A 24863-nucleotide genomic window follows, 5' to 3' on the forward strand; every position below is an offset into this window, starting at 1 on the left:
ATCCACGGATGCCGCTCCCCCGGCTGTCCCCGGGCGCCATCGGCCACCGGCTGCAGCGGTGGCGGAAGCGTTGCATGCACTGCCCTGCACGCTGGCGATCGTGGAGGAGGCGAATGGCCGGCTGCTCGTCTCCGGTACCGTGGCGGGAGACCACGCGCACGATGCGGTGCGCGCGGCGGTCGATGCAACTGCCGCCGGGTGGGAGTATGGTTTCGACATGGCCGTCGCGAATCCCTGGTTCTGCCAGCCGCTCTCGGCCGTCGCCGCCGCCATCGCCGCCAACCGCCGCTCGGCCGCGCCCCTCGCGATGACGGTCGATGGTGGCGAAACGCTGAACGCCGGCGCCCCGCTGGTGCTTCAGGTCAAGACGCCCGACCGGCCGGTAAGCCTGAGGATCGACTATTTCACGAGCGACGGCAGCGTCGTTCACCTGCTGCCCAACCCGTCGGCACCTGAAACACCTCTTGGCTCCAACACGGTTCTTCGCCTTGGCAACAAGGCGGATGGCGGGCGGTACTGGACAATCGGGGCGCCATACGGCCAAGAACTGCTGGTGGCGCTCGCCACTCCGGAACGGCTTTTCCCCGTGGAGCGGCCGGAGCAGGAGCCGGCTGCCGCCTATCTGGCGGCGCTGTCCAAAGCACTGTCGGCCCGATCAAGCGCCCTGCCGGATGCCGTCGCCGCAGCGAGCTTCATCAGGACCGAGCCATGACGCGAGGGTTCAGGAAGCGGTGAAACGCCCGATCACCACCGTCACATTGTCCTGGCCACCCGCCTCGTTGGCGGCCTCGATCAATGCCGCGCAGGCACGGGCGGGCTCGGCCTCCTCCCGCAGGACGCGGGCGATTATGCCGTCCGGCACCATTCCGTTCAGTCCATCGGAACAGATCAGGACCGCGTCCCCGGATTGGAGCGAATGCACCGCCACCTCCGGCTCCACGTCCTCCCCGGTCCCAAGGGCACGGACAATGATGTTCCGCTGCGGAGCCGTCCCTCTTCCGCCATTGTCGAGCCAGATCTGATAGAGGCTATGATCGCGTGTCAGAACCGTCAGGTCGCCATCGCGCAGGCGGTAGACCCGGCTGTCTCCGGCATGGAAGACCACGAGTTGCGCCGTGCCCGGCACGTGCCAGCACCCGGCCACCGTCGTTCCCATGCCTCGCCCCTGGGCGAAGCCTCGGGCGCTGTTGAGGTCATAGATCGCCCGGTTGGCCTTCCGAACCGCCGACCGTGCCAGCGACATGGCGCTGCGCACCATCGGTTCGATTCCGGCCAGATCGCCGTGGGTCCGGTCGGCATCACCTGCGTCCGGAGTCACGGTGGTGCCCACTTCCGCGTAGCCGCCAAGCAGGTTCGCGATGACGTCGACGGCCTTGCGGCTGGCGATGTCGCCGCCGGCATGCCCACCCATTCCATCGCAGACGATGGCAAACCCGCCGTCCATGCTGACATGGAAATTGTCCTCGTTGCGGGACCGGGAGCGACCGACGTCAGTCAGTCCGGCGACGGTGAGGACAAGGGCGGCATTGGGCATCTAGGCGGCTACTCCCGGATCGCGGGGCATGGGGTTCGGGCGGACGGGGCCGAGCCCATCGCACCCCGTGACACATGGCACCGGAGGACGGGAAACGGTGATCGGCCGTTCCCCGGATAATGGCGTAAGCCTGTACAAAGATACAGCGGGGATTGCCCGTACGCCCTGGCGCCGGACCGAAGACCGCGGCGGCCGATTCACGCGGTATGGTCCTAAACGACGATGTTCAACCCCTGGCCGCGTGTCGGCGTCACCGATCCGCCGGCACCGCCCGCAGGATCAATCAGCGCCGCGATGGTTTCCTGCTGCTGGTCGGCATTCGCGCTCAGCGCCTTCACGCCGAAATCCATCCGGCTTTGCGCCAGCTTAAGACCGATAGCGGCGCCGGCGGTGGAGGATGTGATGTCCAGACCCATGTGAAACCCCATCTCAGGTGCCGCTTGCCCTATCGCCGGCACCCTGCCGGCCGGATCGCGAGGGCCGGCGCACAAGGACAAATCCCTGCCGTCGACAGCAATACCGGTGGCCGAGTGTGCCACGAAGGCGCCCGCCGCGAAAGCCTCGACCGGTATCGCCGCGGCATCGAAACCAAGCAGCGCCGTCTGGCAACGCAGGTCGCGGGACCGCTGGAACATGTGCCGTGACGATATGGGCGGCATCCGGGGGACGGCCGTCCCGGAAACGGCTGACCGACCGGAGCCGCATCGCGTCCGTCCCGGGTTCCGTCCAGGGCTTCATGCAGGCCGGCCATGATCCGGCGCATGCACACGGCCGGGAGCGGCAGCGTTGGCGCACGGATGTTGAAAAGCTGAGGCCGGCGTTGCACGGGCTTGCGGGAAGGGGGGAGGACGCCCTAATGCGTTGGACCATGGCCACGATCCTCGAAACCCTCACCCTCGCGCTCGACCTGCACCTCGCGGGCCGCTTCGGCGAGGCGCAGGAACTCTATACCCGTATTCTGGAAGCCGAACCGGAGCAGCCGGATGCCCTGCATTACCTGGGCGTGCTGGCGGGCCAGGTCGGCCATGCCGAGTTCGGCCTGACGCTGGTCGGCAAGGCGCTTGGCCAACGGCCGGAGGCGGCGGATATCCACGCCAACCGCGCCAACCTCCTGCGTGGCCTCGGCCGGACGAGCGAAGCGGAAGCCGGCTACCAACGGGCGCTCGCCCTTCGTCCCGACTTCGCCGAGGCATGGACCGACCGCGCTTTCGTCTTCCAGGTCTCCGCACACGACGCGCCCTTATCAGGTGTTTCCCCTTGGGATTCCGCCTGGCATGCCATACCGATGCTCGAGCGCGCCCTGAGGATCGACCCGTCGCTCGACCCCGCGCGCGAGCAGCTCGTCAAGCTCCTGCATGGGCGCGGCAGGCGGCGGCTCGAAACCGGCCAGGTCACCCCGGCATTGGGCGACCTCCTGCGCGCCTCGGCACTCGATCCCCGCGACGCCGACATCGCCTTCCTGGCCGGCCATGCCCTTTATGCGGCGGGCATGCGGGCGGATTCGGTGACCGCCTTCGCCAACGCCCTGGCCCTGGTTCCTGACTTCCTGTCGGCGGCCCTCAATCTGGGGATCGCCATGGCGGCGGTCGGGAACACCACGGCCGCGCTCGCCCCACTGCGCCAAGCCGTTCTGATCGACCCCGATCATCCCGATGCACGCGAGACGCTTGCCCTGGCCCTGCGCAGCCTCGGCCGTCTGGCGGAGGCTGCCGAACTGGAAGACGAGCCGGGGCGTGCGGCGGGAGCCCGTCTCCGGCGGCGCAGACCATGAACGAAGGCAGCTTCCGTCGGCCAGCGCTTTGGCCCCCCTGCCCCAACAGCCGTGTGTCAAACGCCGCCTGTCAAACGCCACGTGTCGGCCGCTCCGCCAGAACCGCCAGCCCATTGACCGGCGCGCCGCTTTCGAAACGCAGGCGGTCGCGGTCGCAGCGCGTCGGCGCCCAGCCGGCGGAGGCCAGAGCCGCGCGCACATAGGACTCGGTGTGGGCATAGCGCCCATGGGTCGCGACGCGATATGGACGCCCGTCCTCCGGTTCCAGTTCCTCGACGGTGAAGACCAGCAGCCCTCCGGGACGAAGCGCCTCGCCAGCGGCGGAGAATACGTCCTCCAGCGCACCGAAATAGCAGAAGACATCCGCCGCCACCGCCAGATCGAACGACTTCGGCCTGGAGGCCAGGAACGCAACCAGTTCCACCGCTTGCAGGTCGTCGTAAAGGCCGCGGGCATCGGCGCGCTCCAGCATTCCCTCCGACAGGTCCACACCCGTCAGATGCCGGGCGTAGGGGCGCAGGAACGCGGCACACAGCCCGGTGCCGCAGCCGGCATCCAGGACGTCGAGGGTCCCGGACGGGACCGGGCTCTCATCCGACAGCAGACCGGCGAGAAGCGCCGGAGCCCTATAATCCAAGTCAGCCAGCTTGCGGTCGAACTCCTCGGCGAAGAGGTCGAAGGTCTGGCGGACATAGTCGTCGGGCGCACGCGCATCCGCCGCCTCGCCGGCGATGGCGGCGCCTATATGGCGGGCCAGCGGGTTCATCGGATGATCTCGCCGCCACCACCGGGCCAGCGCCGCCGCCTCCTTCTCCCCACCCTGCTCGTGCAACAGATAAAGGACGGCGCCGAGATTGTCGTGGGCGTCCGACCAATCCGGACGCAGCGCAAGCGCATGACGATAGCCCATCGCCGCGTCCCCGTACCGCTCGAGGTCGCGCATGAGATTGCCCCAGTTGTTCCATGCCTCGGCATGACAGGGACGCAGCGCCAGCGCTTGGCGGAAGATGTCATCCGCCTCGCCGTGCCGCTCAGCCTGCCGCAACAGGGAGGCAAGATTGTAGTGGGCCATGCCCTCGTCCAGCCCGCGGGCGATGGCCGCACGATAGGCGGCGGCCGCCTCGTCAAGGCGGCCGAGCACGCGCAGCGCATTGCCATGGTTGTTGTGGGTGCCCGCCAGCGTGGGGTCGATCGCGAGTGCCCGCACGTACAGCCCCGCCGCCGCCGCCGCATCGCCGGCAGCGGCCAGCGCGTCGGCCTGCCGGCTGAGGCGCAAGGCCGGCGGTTCGCCCCGGCTGCGCAATGACAAGCGTGATCCCGCCATCGACCGCTCTTCCTTCAACGCCGTCCGTTCGACACCCTCGGACGATATCAATGGCATCTTTACCGTGATCCGCCAATGATGGCACTCCCTTTGGGAAGCCGGTCGGGAGACCGGAGGATCCGGGAGCGGTCGGACAAGATGGCGAGAAACGACGGAACGCTGGCCATGGCGGTGGCTCATCATCAGGCTGGCCGCCTCGACGAGGCGGAGCGAGGATACCGCAGCGTGCTGGCCGGCGACGGACGCAATGCCGACGCCCTGCATCTGCTGGGAGTGCTGTCGCTGCAGTCCGGCCGCGCCGCCGAGGCGGTGGAGATGATCGGCAAGGCGTTGAGACTGGCTGGCGGCGTCGCCGACTATTGGGACAATCTCGGCAGTGCGTTGGCGGCGGCGGGGCGCTTGGCTGACGCGGCGGATGCCCATCGCAAGGCTGCGGCCATCGACCGCACCGGACCGCAGCGCCGGCACAATCTCGGGAACGCGCTGGCGGCGCTTGGCCGGCATGAAGAGTCCGAGGCGGCCTTCAGGGCGGCGCTGGCCCTCAAGCCGGATTATGCCAAGGCCTGGTTCAATCTCGGCAACGGCCGTGCGGCCCGCCGCCTCCACGGCCGGGCCGCAACGGACTTGCGACGGGCAATTCGCCTGGAGCCCGGCATGGTGGAGGCGCACAACAATCTGGGCGATGCGTTGGCTATGACCGGCCGGCTGGACGATGCGGTGGCGGAGCACCGCGTCGTGACGGCGATGCGGCCGGATGACGCCAACGCGCATTACAACCTGGGAGCCATCCTTCAGCAGAAGGGCGCCTATGAAACCGCCGAAATCGCCTATCGCCAAGCTTTGAGGCGCAATCCCCGCCACGCTCCCGCTTTGAACAACCTGGGCAGCGTGTTGAGACGGCTCGGGCGCCCCGACCAGGCCGAGCAGTGTCATCGCCAGGCTTTGGCTCTGCACCCGGACTTCGCCGAAGCACTCTACAACCTCGGCAATGCCTTGCAGGCGCAAGGCCGCTTCGACGAAGCCGCGGCATGCTTCCTGGAAGCCCTTGCTCAACAGCCGGATCTTGCCACGGCCACATACAACCTTGGTCTTCTTGCCCTCCGCGCCGGAGCCTTGGCGGCTGGCTGGTCCGGTTACGAACACCGGTTCGCTACCGGCGAGGCACTGCCGAACCGTCGCTTCGCCACGCCCCGCTGGACCGGAGACCTCCTGCGCGGCCGGCGCCTGCTGATCTGGCGTGAGCAGGGGGTGGGCGACGAAATCATGTTCGCCTCCTGCTACCCCGACGTCGTCGCCTGGGGCGGCGGACCGGTCACGATCGAATGCGACCGCCGCTTGGTCGCGCTGTTCAGCCGCTCCTTCCCGAAGGCGCTGGTCAGGGCCGAAAGCTGCACCGGTGACGCTTTCGGCACCGGTGGCAGCGAAACCGTCGATCCGCCCGATCACGACCTGCAGGTCCCGGCGGGCGACCTTCCCCGCCATCTGCGGGCCAGCCTGCCTGATTTCGAGCAGCAGCCGTCCTGGCTTGTCGCGGACGCGTCCCAGTCAGAGCGTTGGCGGGAGCGTCTGTCGGCGCTGGGTGCCGGCCTGCGGGTGGGGATCGGCTGGCGCAGCCAGATGATGACGGCGGACCGGCGGGCCTCCTACGTGATGCTGGAGCATTGGGGCCCCGTCTTCGCGGTTCCCGGCGTGGTGTTCGTCAACCTGCAGTACGGCGAGTGCGAGGCGGAGCTGTCGCAGGCGGAGGCCCGCTTCGGCGTGACCATCCACCGCTGGGCCGACCTCGACCTGAAGGACGATCTCGACGGTGCGGCGGCGCTGATGGCGAACCTGGACCTGGTGATCTCGCCGGCGATGTCGGCGGGTGAGCTGGCGGGAGCGCTAGGGGTGCCGGTGTGGCGCTTTGGCAGCCGCGACTGGACGCAGCTCGGGACCGGCGTGCGTCCCTGGTACCCGTCGATGCGCCTGTTCCAGCCCGCGGCCGGCCAGGGACTGGAGGACACGCTCAGCGCGATCGCCAGGGAGTTGGTGCGGCTCGCTCCTGCGCCGTCCCCCGGTCCGGAAATCGGGGTGGCGGCGCCGCACTCTGCCGCCCTTCCGCCCCTGCCGACGGCGACGGCGCCGGATTTCGACGGCCTGCTCGATCGGGGCGTGGCGCTGCACCGGGCCGGCAGGTTTGCCGATGCCGAAACCGCCTACCGGGCGGCGCTCGACGCCGACCCCGGCCGCGCCTCCCCCAGCCATGCCGATGCCCTGCACCTGCTGGGACTGCTGCTGCATCAGGCCGGCCGGTCCGCCGATGCGCTGCCGTTGATCAAAGAAGCGCTGCGGCTTGCGCCGGACTTCCCCAGCGCCTGGAATCATCTGGGACTGGTCCATGAGACGGAACAGCGTCATGCACAGGCCGCGCTGGCTTTCACCCGCGCGTTGTCACTGCGCCCGGATTTTCCGGAGGCGCTGACCCATCTCGGCCTGCTGCGCCAGACCGGCGGGCGCGTGACGGAGGCGCTGCGACTGCACCGACGGTCCATCACCTTGAGCGTCGAGAATGCAGCGGCCCAGGCCAATCTCGGCCATGCCCACGAGTTGGAGGGCAGGAATGGCCAAGCCATTGTCCATTACCGCCGGGCTCTCGCCCTGCAACCGAACTCGCCCGATGCCCACAACAATCTCGCCAGCATGGCGACGCTGGACGGCAAGCCTGCGGAGGCAAGGCGCCATCTCGATCACGCCTTGCGCCTGGATCCGGGCTTCGCGCTGGCCGCCTGGAATTTGGGGCTCATGGATCTGGCCGATGGGCACATAACCCGCGGCTGGGCAGGCTATGGGCGCCGATTCTCGGCCCGGCAACTTCAGCGGGCCCGCCGCATCGACCGCCCCACCTGGACGGGCGAGGCATTGGCCGGGCAGCGCCTCCTGGTCTGGTCGGAGCAGGGGGTGGGCGACGAGATCCTGTTCGCCTCCTGCTTCGACGCCCTTCAGGGTTTGGACGGACCTGTCACGGTCGAATGCGACCGCCGGCTGGTCAGCCTGTTCGCCCGCTCATTCCCATGGGTTGCCGTGCGGGCTGAAACCGTGGATGCCGAAGGTCGAGAGAGCACGAACACTCCCGACTGCGATGTCCAGTTGGCCGCCGGCACTCTGCCCGCCCTGTTTCGAGACAGGCTGGGCCACTTCCCCGACCGGGTCTCCTATCTGAAGCCGGAAGCCGGTCGGGTGGCGCATTGGCGTCAAAGGCTTCAGGCCCTTTCCGGGCTGAAGGTCGGATTGGCTTGGCGCAGCCAAGTCGTCACCGCACAGCGGGCCGCCGCCTATACCAGCCTGCCCGACTGGCTGCCCCTGCTCGACCTTCCCGGCGTGAACGTCGTGACCCTGCAATATGGCGACTGCACCAGGGAACTGATGGAGGTGGAAACAGCCAGCCGCCGGCTTCATCGCTGGGAGGATCTGGATTTGAAGAACGACTTCGAAGGCGTGGCCGCCTTGATCGCCAACCTCGATCTCGTCATATCGCCGGCAACGGCGGTGGGTGAACTGGCGGGTGCCCTGGGCGTCCCGACCTGGCGGCTCGGAATGCGCGACTGGACCCAGATGGGGGCTGGCGTGCGTCCATGGTATCCATCCATGCGTCTGGTCCAGCCGGCGCCGGGCGAGGGGCTGGCGGCAGCGGTCCGGCAGGCGGTAACGGCGCTCGCCAGGGCAGCCGGCCTCTGATGGAGAACCGATGTCCTGCCTGAGCACCGATGTCGATGCGTGCCTTGCGGCCGCCTACCACCACCATCAGACCGGCGGTTTCGACGAGGCCGAAGCGCTTTACCGTGGCCTCCTGTCCAGAGCGCCGGACACCGCCACCGGCCTGCACCGCTACGGCCTGCTTGCAGCACAGCTCGGCAGGCTGGAGGACGCCGACCGGCTGCTGTCATGGGCGCTCGCCGTGGTCCCTTCCGATCCGGAAGCGGCCGTCAACCATGGCAAGATCCTGCGCGCATTGCGCCATCCGGGGAAAGCCGCCCGCCGCTTCTGCCAGGCATTGGCCCTCGACCCGACCCTGGCCGCGGCGCAGGAGGGTCTCGGGCATACCGGCCGGGAACGGGGTGATCCGGCAGCGGCCGCCACCGGTTACGGCAGGGCCGTCCGGTGCGGCGGCGGGAGCATCGTTCTGCAGTTGTGGGGCACGGCATTGGCTGCCGCCGGTCGGACCGAGGAGGCGATCGAAATCCTGCAGGACGTCGTTCGCCGTGATCCGATGGCGATCTCGGCGGCTTTCCTGCTCGGACAACTGCTGATCCGCATCGGGAACGGCGCGGAGGCCGCAGCCTGTTTTCGCCGCGTGATCGTTCTCCGGCCGAACCATGACGATGCCCGCCGGTGCCTGGCCGCCGTTGGCAAGCCGCCGGAACCTCTGGAGCGGCGCCGATTGCGGCAGGAATGACTGCCCGTACAACCCGGAAGGTGGCCGACCGGCGCAGTGCGGGACCAGGGGGCATCAACGCCGAAGGCCGATTTCCCGGTCATAACTTCCAGGTCATGATTTCCCGAAGACAGTATCGCCACTGTTATCAAAGGGGCTGACCCCGCCCGGACGGTCCTGCACGAAATGAGATCAATCCCCTACCGTCGCCGCATACGATCATACGGCTGAGCGGTTCAGGCAGTTTTGCGCACGATTTTTGCGCATGAAACGCAAGATTAGGGTTGTTCTGCGGTTCGGATCAGTGAAGACTGGTGTTACCGGCCCGTTACATTGAAACGGTAACCGGACTGACCCTATGGAGAGCGACACATGCACACTGAAGCTCGCCTATCGTCTCTGCAGGAAAAACACATGCGCCTCGACCGCGCGATCCTCGACGAGGAAAAGCGCTCCTGGCCGGATGAGAGTGCGGTAAAGCGCCTCAAGCTCGAGAAGCTGCACGTCAAGGAAGAAATTGACCGTTTGACGCGCACCGACCAGATGAATTGATCTCCCCCAATCACCCAAGCGACCCTATGAGCACCCGGCCCTTTGATGGCCGGATCACCAAGGCAGCCGGGTTGAGGCGGATCGCCTCACCCGGCTTTTCCATTTCGTGGATGGTCTTGAGCTGACATTCCGGGCGATGCTCTCTGGCCAGCCCCTATGCCCGATCCAGCCGCAACCGCACCAGTTCTGCCGCCACGGCAGGAAGCAGGTCGCTCACCGGTGCGCCGGGCGCAGTGCGGAACAGGCGCATCGACGCGAACCACGGCCGTACGGACGTGCCGATGGTCGTCCAGTCGCCCTGCCGCGCCAGCCGCCAGACCGGAACGCCGAGCGCCGCGGCCAGTTCACCTGTGGAGGTGGCCGGTGCCACCACCAGGTCGAGCGCGGCCATCAGCGCCGCAGCACCATCCAAGTCGTTCCGCAGGTCGAGATCGGGAAAGGCGTGCGGCGCACGGCCGAATGACTGCCGTGCCGTCGCCAGTTCGCCGGCACAATCCCCATACTGCAGGTTGACCAGAACAATGCCCGGCAGATCGAGAACCGGTTTCCAGTCCTCGATGCGGGTGTAATCCGCCACACGGTCGGGATCGAGCTGGCCACTGCGCCAGGCAATCCCGACCTTCAGTCCTTCCCCAAGTGCCGCCAGCCTGCTGCGCCAGCGCTCGACTGCCGTAGGGTCGGCCCGCAGCACCGGGGCGATCCGGGCGAAGCCGGCGAGCGACCTGGCCAGATGACGGGCCAGAGAACCGATCGCAACGTGACGGTCGACCTTGACCGCCGGCAAGTCCGGCCAGAAGGGAGCCGGCATGACGGTCGCCTCCGGGAAGGAGCGGGCAAACAGAGGGACGAACCGCGGATCGCATTCCAGCACCACATGGCGGGCACGGCCGATCAGCAGCGGCAGAAGCTGGACGAACATCAACTCGTCGCCGATCCCCTGCTCACGCCAGACCAGCAGCCGCAATGCAGCCGGATCCTCGCCGTTCCACGGCGGCACGCCGGGACGGCGGGCTGCCGGCAGAAGGTCGGGCGCCTTGAACCGGCAATCGTATCCATCCCACCCCCGCGGCAAGCGTCCTGCCACCAGATCAAGCATGCTGCGGTTGAAGGCCGCGACAGGGTGGCCAGGCACCACAGCCAGCGCACGCGTGCACCAGAGGAGGGCCGCTGCATCATCCCCGGTTTCGCGCAACAGCCGGCCACGGCTCGCCATAGCGTCGGCCAGCATCGGGTCCAACGCCAATGCCAACCGGCCCATCGCCTCTGCCTCGCCAAGGCGCCCCAGGCGCCGCAACGCCACCGAACGATTCAGCCAAGCCGAAGCAAGGACCGGCGACAGTCGCATGGCCAAGGCATGCGCCCGCTCCGCCTCCACCCACCGGCCGAGCCGCCCGAGTGTGACGCCCTGGTTGTCGTGCGCCTCGGCAAGCGACGGGTCGATGGATACCGCCCGGCTGTGAGCCTGCAATGCGGCGCCATCATGGCCAAGGGCATGCAGGGCGTTGCCCAGGTTGGTCTGGGCCGTCGCATCGTCAGGGCAAAGTGCCGAGGCGACTCGGAAGCTCACGGTAGCGGCGGCGGCACGGCCCAAGGCCAGACGGGCACTTCCCAGGCTGATATGCGCCGTCGCATAATCGGGCATGGCCGCAATGGCGGCGGCGATCCGTGGCTCGCCTCGTGCGGGATCACCATGCTGGTGGGCCAGAAGCCCGGACAGATGAAGAGCAACCGGATCCCGCGGGCGTTCGGCTAGAACCCGCTCATACAGGTCGGCAGCCTGCCTCCCATTGCCGGCACGATGCGCCGCCACCGCCTGCTCCAGAAGGCCGAGGCCACCCGGTTCGGCATCCCTGCCCTGTCCAGGATCGGGAGGACGATGGCCGCTTGTCGCCAACCGGGGCGGAGCGGCCATGCGGATCAGCTCCCTGGCGATTGCGCTGAGCGTGTCCTCCAGTCCCTGGCCGGCTGCGGGCTGGAACAGGCGCATCGACGGGTACCAGGGACGTACGCCGGTCCCGAGCTGCGTCCAGTCGCGATTGCCAAAGCGCCACACCGGCACCCCCAGCGCCCCCGCCAGCTCACCCGCCGACATCGCCGGCGAGATCACCAGATCCAGATTGGCCATCAGCGCCGCCGCACCGTCGAAATCGTCCTTCAGGTCGAGGTCGGCCCAGCGGTGGATGGTCACGCCGAAGCAGGCCTCTGCCTGCGACAGCTCCGCCTCGCACTCGCCGTACTGCAGGTTGACGAACACCACGCCGGGAACCGCGAAGACCGGCCCCCAATGCTCCAGCATCACGTAGGAGGCCCGCCGGTCCGCCGTCATTATCTGGCTGCGCCAGCCGATCCCCACCCGCAGGCCGGCACCCAGCGCCGACAGACGCTCCCGCCAACGCTCTGACTGGGACGCGTCCACGACAAGCCAGGACGGCCGCTCCGGAAAACGCTTCAGATCGGGTCGCAACAGCCGGGGAAGGCTGCCGGCGGCGATCTGCACATCGGCATCCCGTGGATTGGATGTCTCCGGCCGGACATCCGCGGCGGGGAACGAGCGGGAGAACAGTGGAACCAGCCGGCGATCGCATTCGATCACCAGCCGGCCGGCACGACGGATCGCCTCCTCGTAGCAGGAGGCAAAGAGGATCTCGTCACCCACCCCCTGTTCACGCCAGACAAGCAGCCGCCGTCCGGCGATGTTCTCGCCACGCCACGCCCGGATGGCCAACCGGCGGCGTTGATCCTTGAATTGCGGCGTACCGAAACGCCAGTCATGGCCGGCCCAGCCAGCCCGCAGGGCGCCATCCTCCAGCAGGAGCAGGGAACGGTTGTAATGACCCTGTGCATATTTCGGGTCGGCAGTGAGCGCTGCTTCGAAGGCAGCCAGGGCATCCGCGCGGCGGCCCTGCCGCTGCAGAAGAAGGGCGAGATTGCCATGGGCTTCCGCAAGCGCCGGTGATTGCCTGACCGCGTCGCGATGGCAGGCCTCGGCCTCGGCCAGACGCCCCAGCGCAGCGAGCACGTTGCCCTGATTGGTCCGCGCCACGGCATGCCGCGGATCACTGCGGTTGGCATGGTCCAGCACCCTTGCCGCTTCCGGAAGCCTCGCCGCAGCCTGCAAGGCCACGCCCAGGTTGCTGAGCATATCGGCCGAACCGGGGTCGAGCGCGACAGCGACGCGATGGGCGTCGACAGCAGCCTCGGGACCAGCCGCCAGTTCCCCGCGATGGCCATGGGCGGGCGCCAGATCCGGCCGCAGACGGAGGGCACGAAGGATCGTCCGCCCGGCCTGCTCCGTTCGGGCCATCCGGCGCAGCAGCGCCGTACGGTTCACCCAGTGCCCGGCGGAATCGGGCTGCAGCACGACGGTGCTGCGCGACGGCGCCTCGGCGTCATCAAGACGGCCGAGGCCTTGGAACGCTTCGCAAAGCGCTGCATGGGCCGCCACGTTGGCAGGCTCGGCAGCGATTGCGCGGGCCAAAAAGTCCGCCGCTTCGTTGAAAGCGCCTTGCCGTTTGGCCAGAATGCCGGCCAGGTGCAAGGCCACCGGATGGGTGGGAGTCGAGCCGATCACCTTGCGGGCCAGAAGCTCCGACGCTTCCACATCGCCGCCGCGGTAAAGCTCGATGGCTTCGCTCATCTGCCGGTCCGCCGACCCTGCCTCATCGACACGGGCAGCCGGCATCACCTGAACCGGCGGCTCCATCGGCGGACGCGCCATGCGGATCAGCTCCCTGGCGATCGCGCTGAGCGTGTCCTCCAGTCCCTGGCCGGCTGCGGGCTGGAACAGGCGCATCGACGGGTACCACGGACGCACACAGGTCCCGAGCTGCGTCCAGTCGCGGCTGCCAAAGCGCCACACCGGCACCCCTAGCGCCCCCGCCAGCTCACCCGCCGACATCGCCGGCGAGATCACCAGGTCCAGGTTCGCCATCAGCGCCGCCGCACCGTCGAAATCGTCCTTCAGGTCGAGGTCGGCCCAGCGGTGGATGGTCACGCCGAAGCGGGCTTCCGCCTGCGACAGCTCCGCCTCGCACTCGCCGTACTGCAGGTTGACGAACACCACGCCGGGAACCGCGAAGACGGGGCCCCAATGCTCCAGCATCACGTAGGAGGCCCGCCGGTCCGTCGTCATCATCTGGCTGCGCCAGCCGATCCCCACCCGCAGGCCGGGACCCAGCGCCGACAGACGCTCCCGCCAACGCTCTGACCGGGACGCGTCCGCGACAAGCGCCACGCCACCCGGATTGAAATCCGCCAAGCCAGAACTCAACAGCCCCGGCAGGTCGCCGGCGGCCACATGCGCATCGACATCGGGCGGAACGATGCTCTCGCTGCCATCGGGCCTGACCGTCTCGGCCCTCACCGTCACCCCTGGGAAGGAGCGGCTGAACAGCGGCACGAGACGCCGCTCGCACTCCACCACCACATGGCCGGCACGTGCGACAAGGGCGGCAAGGCATGTGGCGAACATGATCTCGTCACCCACGCCCTGCTCCCGCCAGACCAGCAGACGCAGGCCACCCGGATCCTCGCCCCGCCATTGCGGCGCGGCGATCCGCCGGCTTACGTATCCTTTGGCGCGGAAACGCCAGCGGTAATCCTCCCACCCTTCGACAAGCCTGCCGCACGCGAGGCGCAACAGGCCGCGGTTGAGCCTTGCCGTCCCCAACCCCGGAACGATGGACAGGGCGAAGGTCATCAAGGGTTCGGCCTCCGCCGCATCCTGCCGGACCTGCCAGATCAGCATCCCGAGATTTCCGGCGGCTTCGGCATGACGGGGGGCGATGTCCAGCGCTTCGCGATGCGCGGCTTCGGCCTCGGCGATGCGCCCCTGAAGCTGCAATGCGAGACCAAGGCCGGTGAGGGCCGCCGGCCGCCGGCGATCGATGATCAGAGCCCGGCGATGCAGCCGCTCGGCACCGGTGATGTCGTCCCGGTCCAGGCGCTGCGCCGCCAGATTGACGTAGCTTTCGACGATGCCGGGATCGCAGGCCGCAGCCTTGCGGTAAAGCTCCTCCGCACTGTCGCGGTCCAGCCGGGCAGCCTGAAGCCCGCCAAGGTTGAGCCAAGCCTTGCCATAGTCCGGTCGCAGACGAATTGCCCGGCGATACCATCTTGCGGACGGTCCGTTGTCGTGCTCCGGATCGTGCCGGTCATCCAGCGCGGTGCCATGATTGTTGAGGACCATGGGATCGGCGGGGCTGAGCGCCACCGCCCGACGCAGAACCCGCACCGCTTCATCCCTCGAATCCAGATCCAGCAGCGCGACGCCTAGATTGTTGTAGACGCCCTGCATGGACGGATCATGGGCCAGCGCCCTGCGGAAATGGTCCGCCGCCTGTGCCGGGCGTCCCAAGGCGAGCAGGGCCGCGCCCACGGCAACATGCATCATCGCGCTATCGGGATGACGGCGCACCCCGGGTGCCAGCACCTCCAATGCCTCGGCATGGCGAGCCTGTCCGTTCAGCAGCGTTCCCAGCTCCAGCAACAGCTCGCAATCGTCCGGTGCATCGGCAAGCGCACGCCGCAGGCAAGCTTCCGCGTCCGGATGGCCCAGTCCACGCAGACAGATCGCCAGATGCCGCCATGCTTGGGAATGGGACGGGTCGGCCTGTACCACCGCATAGAAGGCGTTGGCCGCCGCCGGGATCTGGCCAAGCTCGCGCTGGAGGACACCATAGTTGAAACGGACGGTCAGGTTGCCGGGATTGATGTTGAGCGCCCTGGCATAGGCCTCCGCCGCCTCCGAGCCGCGTCCCAGACGTTGCAGGACGGTCGCGCGATTGCCGTGGGCTTCGGCATAGCCGTCATCCCGGGCAATGGCCTCGGCATAGGCCATCAGGGCCTCGTCATACCGCCCGAGGTCGGCGAGAACGTTGCCGAGATTGCTGTGCGCCGGGGCGAAATTCGCCCGCACCGCAAGGGCCACACGCAGGCCGCGAAGGGCTTCCGCCGCATGACCCTCCTGGTACGCGGCCATCGCCGAAAGATGCAGTGCATCGGCATTCGCCGGGTCTTCGACCAATACCCGCCGATACAGGGCCGTCGCCTCGGCAAGGCGGCCGGCACGGTGCAGCGGCAAGGCAAGGTCGAGCAGATCGGCCGGTGTCACGGCGTCCCGTCTTTTTCCACCGGTTCGTTTCTCTCCGATGCCTCCGACGGAGGAACGGCGCCGTCGCCGCCCTCTTCTCCGACGGTCGCGCCGCTGCCGTCCTTGAACATCTTACGGCAGAGCTTGAGGGCGCGATAGTAGTTGCGCCCCTCGACGAGCCGCGTGATCTCGTCCAAGACCTTGGTGACATCAGGCCGTGCAGCCCGCGTCTCCTCCAGGATCGAGGCGAACCGCTGAAGATTCAGCGTGGAATCCTCGGGGAAGATGTAAACGAGCTGGATGACGAAATAGAGCTTCTTCTCGATGCAGTCGATCTGCTCTTCCTTCAGGACCTCGCGTCCACGCAGGAAGTTGGCGGTGTTGTAGAGGAAGAATGATCCTGGACGGTCACCGGCACCGATGACGGCGCCATTGATGATGACCTTTTCATTGGGACGAAGGACGAACTTGAGAGGCATGAGCAAAGGACCTGGTGCGTGCGTGCCGTCGCCGGCCGGCCTTTGCCGACCCGTTTCGACCCCCAAAAGAAAACGGGCGGCGGCTTATGCCGCCGCCCGCCGGGCGTGATCCTAACCGAACTCCCCGGCTTAGAACAGGCGCAGGATCGACTGCTGCGACTGGTTGGCGAGCGAGAGGGCGATGGTGCCGAGCTGCTGGCGGGTCTGCAGCATCAGCAGGCCGGCGCCTTCCTCGTTCTGGTCGGCCAGCGTCAGCTTGCTGGCACCCTCCGTCAGCACGTCGCTGAACTCCTTGGTGAAGTTCTCACGGGTGGTGACGATGTTGAGGTTGGTCGACAGGTTCTGCGAAGCCGAGCGGATCGTCGCCTTGGCATGGTCGAGGCCGGAAACCGCCTTGTCGATGTCGGCACGGTCGCTCCAGTCGTTCTGTGCGGCATCGATCTGCAGGCCCTGGCCGCTGGTGGTCAGGTTAACCGCGTTCACCGTGATCGAGCTGCTGTTGGACTCGTTCAACTGGACGGTGATGTCGTTCGACGAGTTCGCGTCGGAGATTTGCTTGGTGACGAGATTCGCCGAGCAGCCGGCCGACGCCGCCTGCATGATCTTCTTCTGGTCGACGTTGACACGCACCGTGCCGCTGTCGAAGGCATAGGACTGCTCGCCATCCGACAACTTGCTGTCGCCCTGGGTGTTCATGGCGTCGCGGGTGATCTGGGAACCACTGGAGTTGGTGACCTGGATCTGCAGGTCGACCTTCTTCTCGATGGTCGAGACACCGTTGCCCTGGTTGTTGGCGGCCTCCAGCAGGCGGCGGTCGACCGTGAAGGATACGACGGTGCCCGAGGCGAAGCTCTCCGAGATGTGCTTGGTCAGCGCGTTGGTGGCGCTGGTGGTGATCCCCATGTCGCGCACGACGCCAGCCGTCTGCTGGCCAGTCAGCCGGATCGTGCCGGAGCCGCCGATGCTCACGCTCTTGACGTCCTTGCCCTCCAGGCGGCCGCCGGCACCCATCGCGTTGTTGATCGAGTTCGCGAGCCGCGTCGCGACGTTCTTGGCGACGTCCTGGCCGATGGCCACATCGCCGGAGGTTGCAGCATAGCTGAAGGACTGGCCCTCCACCGAGATGGTGAAGACGTCGCCTTCCTCGATCGTGCCGCTGACGTTGATGTTGGCGACCTGCGCCTGGCCGGACTTGGCCGGCTTGACCTGCTTGGCCTCGATCGCCTGCGTGTTGTCGAAGTAGGAGATGGTGCGGCTCTCGTCGCCCTCGCCGACGATGATGTCGCGGGTGCGGCCATTGGCGCCACGCACCTCGACCGTGACGTTCGAGAAGCTGCCCGACGTGGTCGACATCTTGCCCGACAGCTTCAGGCCGGTCAGGCCATGCGCGTTCTCGGCATCGGAGATGTCCCTGGTCTTGCCTTCGATCGAGCCGTCGCCCTTGACGCGGATCGAGTAGGTGTCGGCCTTGGTCACGTTGGTGACGCGGGCGTTGTCGAGGCCGGTGATGGTGTTGACCGAGGCACGGGACTCGCTGGTGCTGTCCATGCTGAGGCCGTTGCCGTTGATCAGGTTCTTGCCGCCGTAGCCGCTGTCGGAGGCCAGCTTGTCGATCTGGTCCTTCAGCGTGTTGAACTGGGAGGCCAGCGACTTGCGGGTGGCGATCGAGGAGGCGTCGTTGCCCAGCGCCGCGTAGGCTGCGGTGGTCAGGCCCTTGGCCTGGTCGACGATCGAATCGATGGCCGTCAGGCCCTTGTCGGCGGCCTGGATGGTGCTGATCGACTGGCCCATCGCGTCCTTCAGCGACGTCAGGTCGCCGGCGCGCTGGTTCAGGCCTTTCGCCGAGAAGAAGGCGGTCGGACCATCGAGGGCAGTGTTGATCTTGTTGCCCGTCGCCAGAATGTTCTGCTTCTTTTCGATCTGCGACTGCGTGCTCTGCAGTTGCAGCAGGTTCGTCCGCATCGACGCGGAGAGGGTAACGTTGCCAGCCATCGAAGCCACTCCTTTGGAGGATCATTATCCGTCCGCGCGCCCTTCGGGGCGCCGCTGGTCCGGAAGGGGACTAATTCCCCTGCCAAAGAGGTAGGCAAGAAGCGGGCCAGTTCGAATTTGCCGGGTTTTCTAGGAAATCGGTTCCGGTAGGCAGGGCGTGGCCCGGCAAATTTTGCCGGGATCCCGGCAGAAACTGCCGGTCAGGAGGCAGAGGTTGCCGGGACGGCAGAATCTGCCGGGCACTTGTTGCCGGGCAACACAACCGTTTCGCACAATGCGAGCGGCCCCATGATCAAGGCCACGCTACCCCAGGACCAGCCCACGCCGAAACCGGACAGCAGCAGGCGGCGGGCGCCATCGGTCAGGGACGGCCCCAATGCCGCGGTCAGTGCCAGCGGAATGGATGCGGAACTGGTATTGCCGAGATCCTGCAGGGCGACGACCGTACGCTCGGTGGCCACACCAAGCTTCCGCCCCAGGTGACGGATCATCTGCGCGTTCGCCTGATGCAGGACGAGATGATCGATGTCGTCGATGGACCAGCCAGCACCCTCCAACGCCGTGCCGATGCTCGCGGGGACCTCGCGAAGGGTGAAGGCGAAGACCTGGGTGCCGTCCATGAAGAGGCGCGCGGGCAGGTCGGGTCGACGCATCGCCCCCCCTTCGACCGACAGATACGGCGCGCCGGCTCCATCGCTGCCGAGGTCGAAGCTCATCGCTGGGGCGCCGCCATCCACCTCCAGGGCCGTGGCGCCGGCCCCGTCTCCAAACAGTGGCGCCACCGCCCGGTCATCCGGGTCGACCAGCCGGGAGGTGGTATCGCCGACCAGCAGCAGGGCGCGCCCTCCCACCGTCCGCAACAGGCCGGCGGCAACCCACAGGCCATAGACGAAGCCGGAACAGCCATGGGTGACGTCGATCACCGCGGCGCCCTTGCGCAGGCCGAGCCGGCGGTGCAGGACCGATGCGGTACCGGGCAGCAGGTGGTCGTGGGTCTGGGTAACGACCACCAGAAGATCGACGCTGTCCGGGGTCCAGTCCAGGCCGTCGAGCAACCGCCGGGCAGCGGCCTCCGCCAGATCACTGGTGCATTGGCCGGGCGCCACGATCCGCCGGGACTCGATGCCGGTGGCGGCGGCAATCCTGTGCGCAGCCTCGTCCCCGAACCGCCGGGCAAGATCTTCAAGGCCTTCGCGACCTTCCGGCACGCAGCCGACGATGCCGCGCAGGGCTATCCCCTCGATCCGGCTGGCGACCATGTCCCCTCCCTCGCGTCTGTCCGGCGGCGGCTTCCAGGTCCCGCGCCGTCAGCAGGTGATGCCGCCGTCGACCGTGATGGTCTGGCCGGTGATGAAGGCGCCGCCCCCGCCCAGCAGGAAACGGACCACCGGTACCACGTCGGCGGCCGTACCGAGGCGGCCGAGCGGGGTGCGCCGGACGATCTGGTCGCGCTGCCCCTGCGACAGGCTGCCCGACATCTCGGTATCGAGATAACCGGGAGCCACCGAATTGACGGTCACCGCCAACCGCCCGACCTCGCGTGCCAGCGCGCGCGTCAGCCCGTCCAGCCCGGCCTTGGAGGCGGAATAGGCAGCCAGCCCGACATAGCCGCGCTGGCCGATGATGGAGGAGATGTTGACGATCCGCCCCGGTCCCCGCGCCAGCAGCTTTGCGCGCAGGAAGGCCCTCGCGGCCTGGAGGGCGCCGGTCAGGTTGGTCTGGATCACGGCATCGGCATCGACGTCCGGAAAGGTCGCCAGCACGCCTTCACGCGCGATCCCCGCATTGTTGACCAAGCCCCATAGGGGCGAATCGCCGCCCCAGGCGGTGGCGGCCTCGAAGAAGGCACGCACCTCGCCCGCCTCGCCGATACGGCAGGGATGCCAGAACAGGTCCGGACAGCCCAGCCGCTCAAGTGCCACCGACGGCTGGCGGCTGCAGGTCGACACGCGGTAGCCGTCCGCCAGCAGCGCTTCGACCAGCGCCAGGCCAAGGCCGCGGCTGCCGCCGGTGACGACCACATGCCGTTTCACGTCCGTGACGCTCATGCGCTTCCTTTCCGGCTCTTCTTACCCGCTGCACTCAAGGGAATGGTCGCGGCCATGGTCAGCGCGCGCGGCCGCGCCGCCGGAACGAGATCCGCGGTGGCGGCACGCAGGGCGGCGCGCAGGGACGGCTCGTCGGCGCCTGGAACCGGAACGATGGTGGCAGTCAGCAGGTGCCCGGTGATCGGGCTCGGCACCGCGGCGACCACGGCATCGGCCACCCCCTCGACCGCCAGCAGGCGCCTCTCCACCGCCTCCGGCGACACCTTCACCCCGCCCACATTGACAAGCCCCCCGAGCCGCCCGGCGAAAAGGACCCGGTCGCCGCAGCGCTCGACGAGGTCGCCGGTCGACAGCCAGCCGTCTGCACCGCCAGCGGTTCCCAGCGCCGCACGCGGGCTCCGCACCTCCAGCACGCCGCCGGCGATGCGCAGGGCGAGGCCGGGTCGGTCTTCGTCCGCTCGCCCCTCCGGTCCACCCCCCCCCTCTTCCGACAACCAGGCGGCTGGAAAGCCCGCTCGCCCGTCGCCCACCGAGAACAGGGCACCGGCTTCGGTCGAGGCGTAGATATGGCGCAGTCTTGCAGTCGGGAAGCGCTCGGCCAAGCGGTCGAGCAGGGGCTGGTCGACCGCCTCGCCGCCCAGCGTCACGGCGGCGAGCGGCAGTTCGGCGCCATCCAGCGCGATCAGGAAGGCACGCCAGAAGCTGGGGGTGCCGCTGATATGGGTGACGGCATGGACCCGCGCCGCGTGCACCAGCCCTGCGATGGCACCGCCGGCCCCGGCTCCCGTCCGGTCCTGCGGCACGGCCACCAGCGTCGCACCGGCCGCCGCCGCGGTCAGCATGACCTGCAACCCGGCGAAGGTTGCCGGCTCATAGGTCAACAGCCAGCGCGCCTCGCTGTCCTCAACGCCGCGCAGCCGGCCGCACAACCGGTCGAAGTCGTGCCGCAGCCGTTTGGGCGCCCCGGTGGTGCCGGAACTTTCCAACGTGACGGAAAACCCCCGGCCCGGATCCCAGCCGGCCGTCTCCGCCTCCCCGCCGCGGGTCAGCAGCAGGCCGCGGTCGGCCACCTCGGCGGCGGCCAGCGCCGCCAGAACCTGGGAGGGGCGACGGGCGACCACGGCGCCGCCGGCAGGCAGCGGCATTGCCGCCAGTTCCGGCCAACCCAGGTCGTGGCCGCCCTCGATCAGGCGGAAGCCCGGATGAATCCAGCCGGGGCGCAGCCGGTCCGCAGGCTTCCCAATGGCAGGCGCCGCGCTCATGCGGCAGCGGTATAGAGAGCCGCCAATTCGCCGACCGTGGTGAACTGGCGGAAACCGGCGCGGAAGGGATCCTTGCCGGTCCGTTGCTCCAGCACCACCAGCAGCGTCGCCAGATCGAGGGAATCGATGGGCAGGTCGCCATCCAGAAAGCGGCTGTCAGGCGTCAGGAGCGGCAGCCGCTCCCCCTTTTCCACGGCGATCCGCTCGAGTTCCTCGGCAATCATGGCAAGCATGGTGTCGGTCATGGGATTGGCTTCGGTTCGGATCAGGGGGAAGGAGAATCGCAACGGTTCAGGAAGGCGCGGATGGCTGCGGTCACCGGGCTTGCAGCCTCGATGTGCGGCAGGTGTCCGGCAGCGTCGAAAACATGGAACGGAACTCCCGATGGCAGCCGGTCGGCCGGCGGCAACGGGATGATGCGATCCTCCCTGCCCCACAGGATCTGGATCGGCATCGGATAGCGGTTCCAGTCGACGACCGGTCCGCCGTCGGCGTATTCGGCGAAGGACGCCTCGATGATCCGCTGCAGCGCCGCACGGCGAACCGGGTCGGCCCCCTGGGCATGCAGGACCTCGCCGACTCTTGGCACCAGGGGTGATCGCCGGGCGAACAGGTGTTCGGCGCAAGCCTTACCTTCCGCCATGTCGGCCGGCGCGACGACCCGCCGCAGGAAGCCAAGATCAAAGGGTGTTCCCAGCCCGGCGCTGGACAGCAGCGTCAGGCTGACCACCCGCTCCGGCACCCGCAGCGCAAGTTCGCGCGCGACATAGCCGCCCATCGAGTGGCCGACCAGATGGACCCGCGGCATTTCCAGCGCGTCGAGGAAGGCAACCAGCCAGGGGGCGAAATCGGACACCCGGCCGCTGCCGACGTCGCAGGTCGAGCCGCCATGACCGGGAAGGTCGACGGCCACGGCGCGGCGCCCCGTCGACAGCGCCGACAGGTTGAACTGCCAGGTCAGCCGGTCGCCGGCGAACCCATGAAGAAGCAGCACCGGTATGCCGCCGCTCCCCACCGACAGGTAGGCGGCAGGACCGCCGGCGATGGTGGCGACGCCGGCGCGCAGCCGGCTGCCTTCCGAGACGGGGCGCGGCACGGCTCAGGCCGCGACCGGGACACCCGCCAGCACCATCAGGTCGGCGACCGTCTTCGCCTTGGCGAGCTTCTCGCCTTCGACCACCACGCCGGTCTTCTCGTCGACCAGGGCGATGAAGCTGATGACCGCGAGAGAATCCCAGTTGTCCAGCGTCTCCAGCGTCTCGTCGCCGGTCAGGGTGCCGGGATCCAGTTCCAGCATCTCGTCGAGGGCGAGAAGGAATTCCTTGCGGTCCATGATTTTCTTCTCCTTGTCCGGAACCTGTACCGCAGCCCGCCGGCCTGCCACCGGGTCTGTCCCGGTTCTGGCCTTCCGGCTCTGCCAGTGCAGCGTCTTTTGCCGGACCGAACGGTTGATGTCCACCCAATCCGGGTGATCGCGAAGAATCCTGCAACAATCTTGCCAGCCGAACTCCGGATTCACCGGGACGAGCGCCTCGATGAGGCGGCGAACCAGGTCATAGTCGGCAGGTTCGTCGACGCACCAGCGCTGGCCGGGCGGTTCCACCGGCGTTTCCGGCGCCAGGGCCGGAGCCACCCGGAAACGGTCGGGACGGTTGTAGATATAGGGGGTGACGTGCTCGCGCTCCGCCGGGTCGACGGCCCGGGAATCCGCCTCCTCCAGCAGAGCGCGCGGGAAGATCTCGGCATCCAGGCCACGGGGATAGAGAGTGCTGTCGATGGACAGGTAATCCGGAGCGGCATCGCTGCCACCATCGCCGAAGGCGGCGATCAGCCGGCCGACCAGGGCGGGGTCGATCAGCGGGCAATCGGCCGTGACGCGCACGACCAGATCGGCACCCGCCATCGCCGCAGCGCCGGCGAAGCGGCCGAGCACGTCCTGCTCGTCGCCGCGGAAGACCGCGACGCCCAGTTGCTCCGCGCAGGCGGCGAGCGGATCATCGGCGGCATTCGCGGTCGTCGCCAGCACCACGGCGTCGAGGCCGGGCGTACGGGCCAATCGCTCCAGGTGATGCGCGAGCAGCGGCTTTCCCGCTGCCGGCAGCAGGACCTTGCCGGGCAGCCGGGTCGAGGTCATCCGGGCCTGCGATATGGCAACGATGCGAGGATCACCCATGCGGCGCCTCGTGGTCCGCCTCATCGCCAGTCTCCAGCATCTCCCATCCGAGCGGCTCGCCGCGGCGCAGCGGCCGTGCGGCCCTGCGCCCGACGACCGCGGGCAGGTGCTTGGGCGCAAGACCGAAGCCGGGGCGGATGGAACGGACGTTGGCGCTGGTCAGCCTCTCCCCCGCCGCGATGTCGGCGACGACGTAGAGCGAGCGGCGATAGTCGCGGCCGCCGGCTTCGCTGGGCTTCACCGCATAGTCCACCCGTCCGATCGCCGCCGTGGCAGTGCGCACCCCGTCCGCCATCGCCCGGAACTCGGCGGGCTCCAAGGAAAACGCGCTGTCGACACCGCCATCGGCACGGGACAGGGTGAAATGCTTCTCGATGATCGACGCCCCCATCACTGCCGCCGCGACCGGCACCGCGATGCCCTGGCTGTGGTCCGACAGGCCTGCGACGACACCGAACGCGTCGGCGAGGTGAGGAATGGTCTTCAGGTTGCACTCCTCGGCCGGGGCCGGGTAGCCGCTGACGCAGTGCAGCAGGGCGACCGGCACCTCCCCGACGACACCGATCGCCTCCTCGATCTCGGCGAGCGTCGCCAGCCCGGTCGACAGGATCAGCGGCCGGCCCGACCGCGCGGCGCGGCGGATCAGCGGCAGGTCGATCAGTTCGAACGACGCGATCTTGAAGGCCGGAGCGTCCAGCCTCTCCAGCAGGTCGACCGCGGTCTCGTCGAAGGGAGAGCTGAAGATGGTCAGTCCAAGAGACCGCGCCCGCTCGAACAACGGCTCGTGCCACTCCCAGGGGGTGTGCGCCTCGCGGTAGAGGTCATGCAGCGTGCGCCCTTCCCACAGCCCGCCCTCCAGCCGGAAGCCGGGGCCGTCGTGGGCGATCGTGATGGTGTCGGCGGTATAGGTCTGCAGCTTCACGGCGTCGGCACCGGCCTCCTTCGCCGCCTCCACCAGTGCCAGCGCCCGACCGAGGTCGCCCTTGTGGTTCCCCGACATCTCGGCGATCAGGTAGGGCGGGTGACCGGGCCCGATCGGGCGGCCGGCGATGACGAGGGGCGGACGGGCGCACGTCGGGCGGACGGAACCGGGCGGAGCAGGCTTGGCGTTCGGCACGGGCGGTGTTCCGAAGGAGGATGGGCGGCTCGACAGCCTGGAGCGTGATCGCTTCAAGCGGTATCGCTTGAAACGTGACTCGCACGGACGATTCTAGCCCGTCATGAAG

At 68.2% G+C, this 24863-nt stretch carries 18 protein-coding genes; 5 read left to right on the top strand and 13 right to left on the bottom strand.

Features of this window, described 5'->3' with window-relative positions; genetic code table 11:
• Window positions 1-70 precede the first annotated feature (70 nt).
• Complete coding sequence (locus J2850_RS08730) at window positions 71-712, top strand: DUF4384 domain-containing protein (protein WP_209980644.1); 642 nt, start codon at window positions 71-73, stop codon at window positions 710-712.
• Window positions 713-721: 9 nt separating this feature from the next.
• On the opposite strand, the gene J2850_RS08735 is transcribed toward J2850_RS08730, so the two are convergent.
• Together J2850_RS08735 and J2850_RS08740 are read right to left on the bottom strand one after the other, a co-directional pair.
• Window positions 722-1534: a PP2C family protein-serine/threonine phosphatase gene (locus J2850_RS08735; protein ID WP_209980647.1), complete on the bottom strand. Its 813-nt coding sequence runs from the start codon at window positions 1532-1534 to the stop codon at window positions 722-724.
• A gap of 212 nt (window positions 1535-1746) precedes the next feature.
• Window positions 1747-2169: a hypothetical protein gene (locus tag J2850_RS08740; protein ID WP_209980649.1), complete on the bottom strand. Its 423-nt coding sequence runs from the start codon at window positions 2167-2169 to the stop codon at window positions 1747-1749.
• Between the two features lie 221 nt (window positions 2170-2390).
• Between J2850_RS08740 and J2850_RS08745 the strand changes: the two genes are divergently transcribed.
• Window positions 2391-3305, top strand: coding sequence for a tetratricopeptide repeat protein (locus tag J2850_RS08745; protein WP_246512914.1), 915 nt, complete (start codon window positions 2391-2393; stop codon window positions 3303-3305).
• A gap of 70 nt (window positions 3306-3375) precedes the next feature.
• Here J2850_RS08745 and J2850_RS08750 read toward each other — a convergent pair whose 3' ends face one another.
• Window positions 3376-4629: a methyltransferase gene (locus tag J2850_RS08750; protein WP_209980650.1), complete on the bottom strand. Its 1254-nt coding sequence runs from the start codon at window positions 4627-4629 to the stop codon at window positions 3376-3378.
• Between the two features lie 138 nt (window positions 4630-4767).
• Here J2850_RS08750 and J2850_RS08755 point away from each other — a divergent pair, with 138 nt between their 5' ends.
• The 3 genes from J2850_RS08755 to J2850_RS08765 all read left to right on the top strand — a co-directional run bounded on the left by J2850_RS08755 (window position 4768) and on the right by J2850_RS08765 (window position 9592).
• Window positions 4768-8343, top strand: coding sequence for a tetratricopeptide repeat protein (locus tag J2850_RS08755; RefSeq protein WP_209980652.1), 3576 nt, complete (start codon window positions 4768-4770; stop codon window positions 8341-8343).
• 10 nt (window positions 8344-8353) lie between these two features.
• Window positions 8354-9061, top strand: a complete 708-nt coding sequence (locus tag J2850_RS08760) for a tetratricopeptide repeat protein (RefSeq protein WP_209980653.1) — start codon at window positions 8354-8356, stop codon at window positions 9059-9061.
• Window positions 9062-9412: 351 nt separating this feature from the next.
• Window positions 9413-9592: a YdcH family protein gene (locus tag J2850_RS08765; RefSeq protein ID WP_209980655.1), complete on the top strand. Its 180-nt coding sequence runs from the start codon at window positions 9413-9415 to the stop codon at window positions 9590-9592.
• 154 nt (window positions 9593-9746) lie between these two features.
• Here the strand turns inward: J2850_RS08765 and J2850_RS08770 are convergent, their stop codons facing one another.
• From J2850_RS08770 to pseI, 10 genes are all read right to left on the bottom strand, one after another.
• Window positions 9747-15704 carry a tetratricopeptide repeat protein gene (locus J2850_RS08770; protein WP_209980657.1) on the bottom strand — a complete coding sequence of 1986 codons (5958 nt, stop codon included), beginning with the start codon at window positions 15702-15704 and terminating at the stop codon, window positions 9747-9749.
• Window positions 15701-16162, bottom strand: coding sequence for a flagellar biosynthesis repressor FlbT (locus tag J2850_RS08775; protein WP_246512915.1), 462 nt, complete (start codon window positions 16160-16162; stop codon window positions 15701-15703). The genes J2850_RS08770 and J2850_RS08775 overlap by 4 nt, the downstream gene beginning before the upstream one ends.
• A 129-nt stretch (window positions 16163-16291) precedes the next feature.
• On the bottom strand, window positions 16292-18154 hold the full coding sequence (locus J2850_RS08780) for a flagellin N-terminal helical domain-containing protein (RefSeq protein WP_209980658.1): 1863 nt from the start codon (window positions 18152-18154) through the stop codon (window positions 16292-16294).
• A 200-nt stretch (window positions 18155-18354) separates the two neighbouring features.
• Window positions 18355-19413 carry a ketoacyl-ACP synthase III gene (locus J2850_RS08785; RefSeq protein ID WP_209980660.1) on the bottom strand — a complete coding sequence of 353 codons (1059 nt, stop codon included), beginning with the start codon at window positions 19411-19413 and terminating at the stop codon, window positions 18355-18357.
• A gap of 48 nt (window positions 19414-19461) precedes the next feature.
• Window positions 19462-20202 (bottom strand): SDR family NAD(P)-dependent oxidoreductase, encoded by a 741-nt coding sequence (locus tag J2850_RS08790; protein ID WP_209980661.1) that lies wholly within the window; start codon window positions 20200-20202, stop codon window positions 19462-19464.
• On the bottom strand, window positions 20199-21464 hold the full coding sequence (locus tag J2850_RS08795; protein WP_209980663.1) for an AMP-binding protein: 1266 nt from the start codon (window positions 21462-21464) through the stop codon (window positions 20199-20201). Before J2850_RS08795 ends, J2850_RS08790 begins: the two co-directional genes overlap by 4 nt.
• Window positions 21461-21709 carry an acyl carrier protein gene (locus tag J2850_RS08800; RefSeq protein WP_209980665.1) on the bottom strand — a complete coding sequence of 83 codons (249 nt, stop codon included), beginning with the start codon at window positions 21707-21709 and terminating at the stop codon, window positions 21461-21463. The genes J2850_RS08795 and J2850_RS08800 overlap by 4 nt, the downstream gene beginning before the upstream one ends.
• 20 nt (window positions 21710-21729) lie before the next feature.
• Window positions 21730-22560, bottom strand: a complete 831-nt coding sequence (locus tag J2850_RS08805; protein ID WP_209980667.1) for an alpha/beta fold hydrolase — start codon at window positions 22558-22560, stop codon at window positions 21730-21732.
• Between the two features lie 3 nt (window positions 22561-22563).
• Window positions 22564-23637, bottom strand: coding sequence for a cytidylyltransferase domain-containing protein (locus J2850_RS08815; protein WP_246512916.1), 1074 nt, complete (start codon window positions 23635-23637; stop codon window positions 22564-22566).
• Window positions 23630-24754 carry a pseudaminic acid synthase gene (pseI, locus tag J2850_RS08820; RefSeq protein ID WP_307354190.1) on the bottom strand — a complete coding sequence of 375 codons (1125 nt, stop codon included), beginning with the start codon at window positions 24752-24754 and terminating at the stop codon, window positions 23630-23632. Before pseI ends, J2850_RS08815 begins: the two co-directional genes overlap by 8 nt.
• Between the last annotated feature and the right edge of the window lie 109 nt (window positions 24755-24863).

The organism is Azospirillum picis, assembly GCF_017876115.1.
Lineage (GTDB): Bacteria > Pseudomonadota > Alphaproteobacteria > Azospirillales > Azospirillaceae > Azospirillum > Azospirillum picis.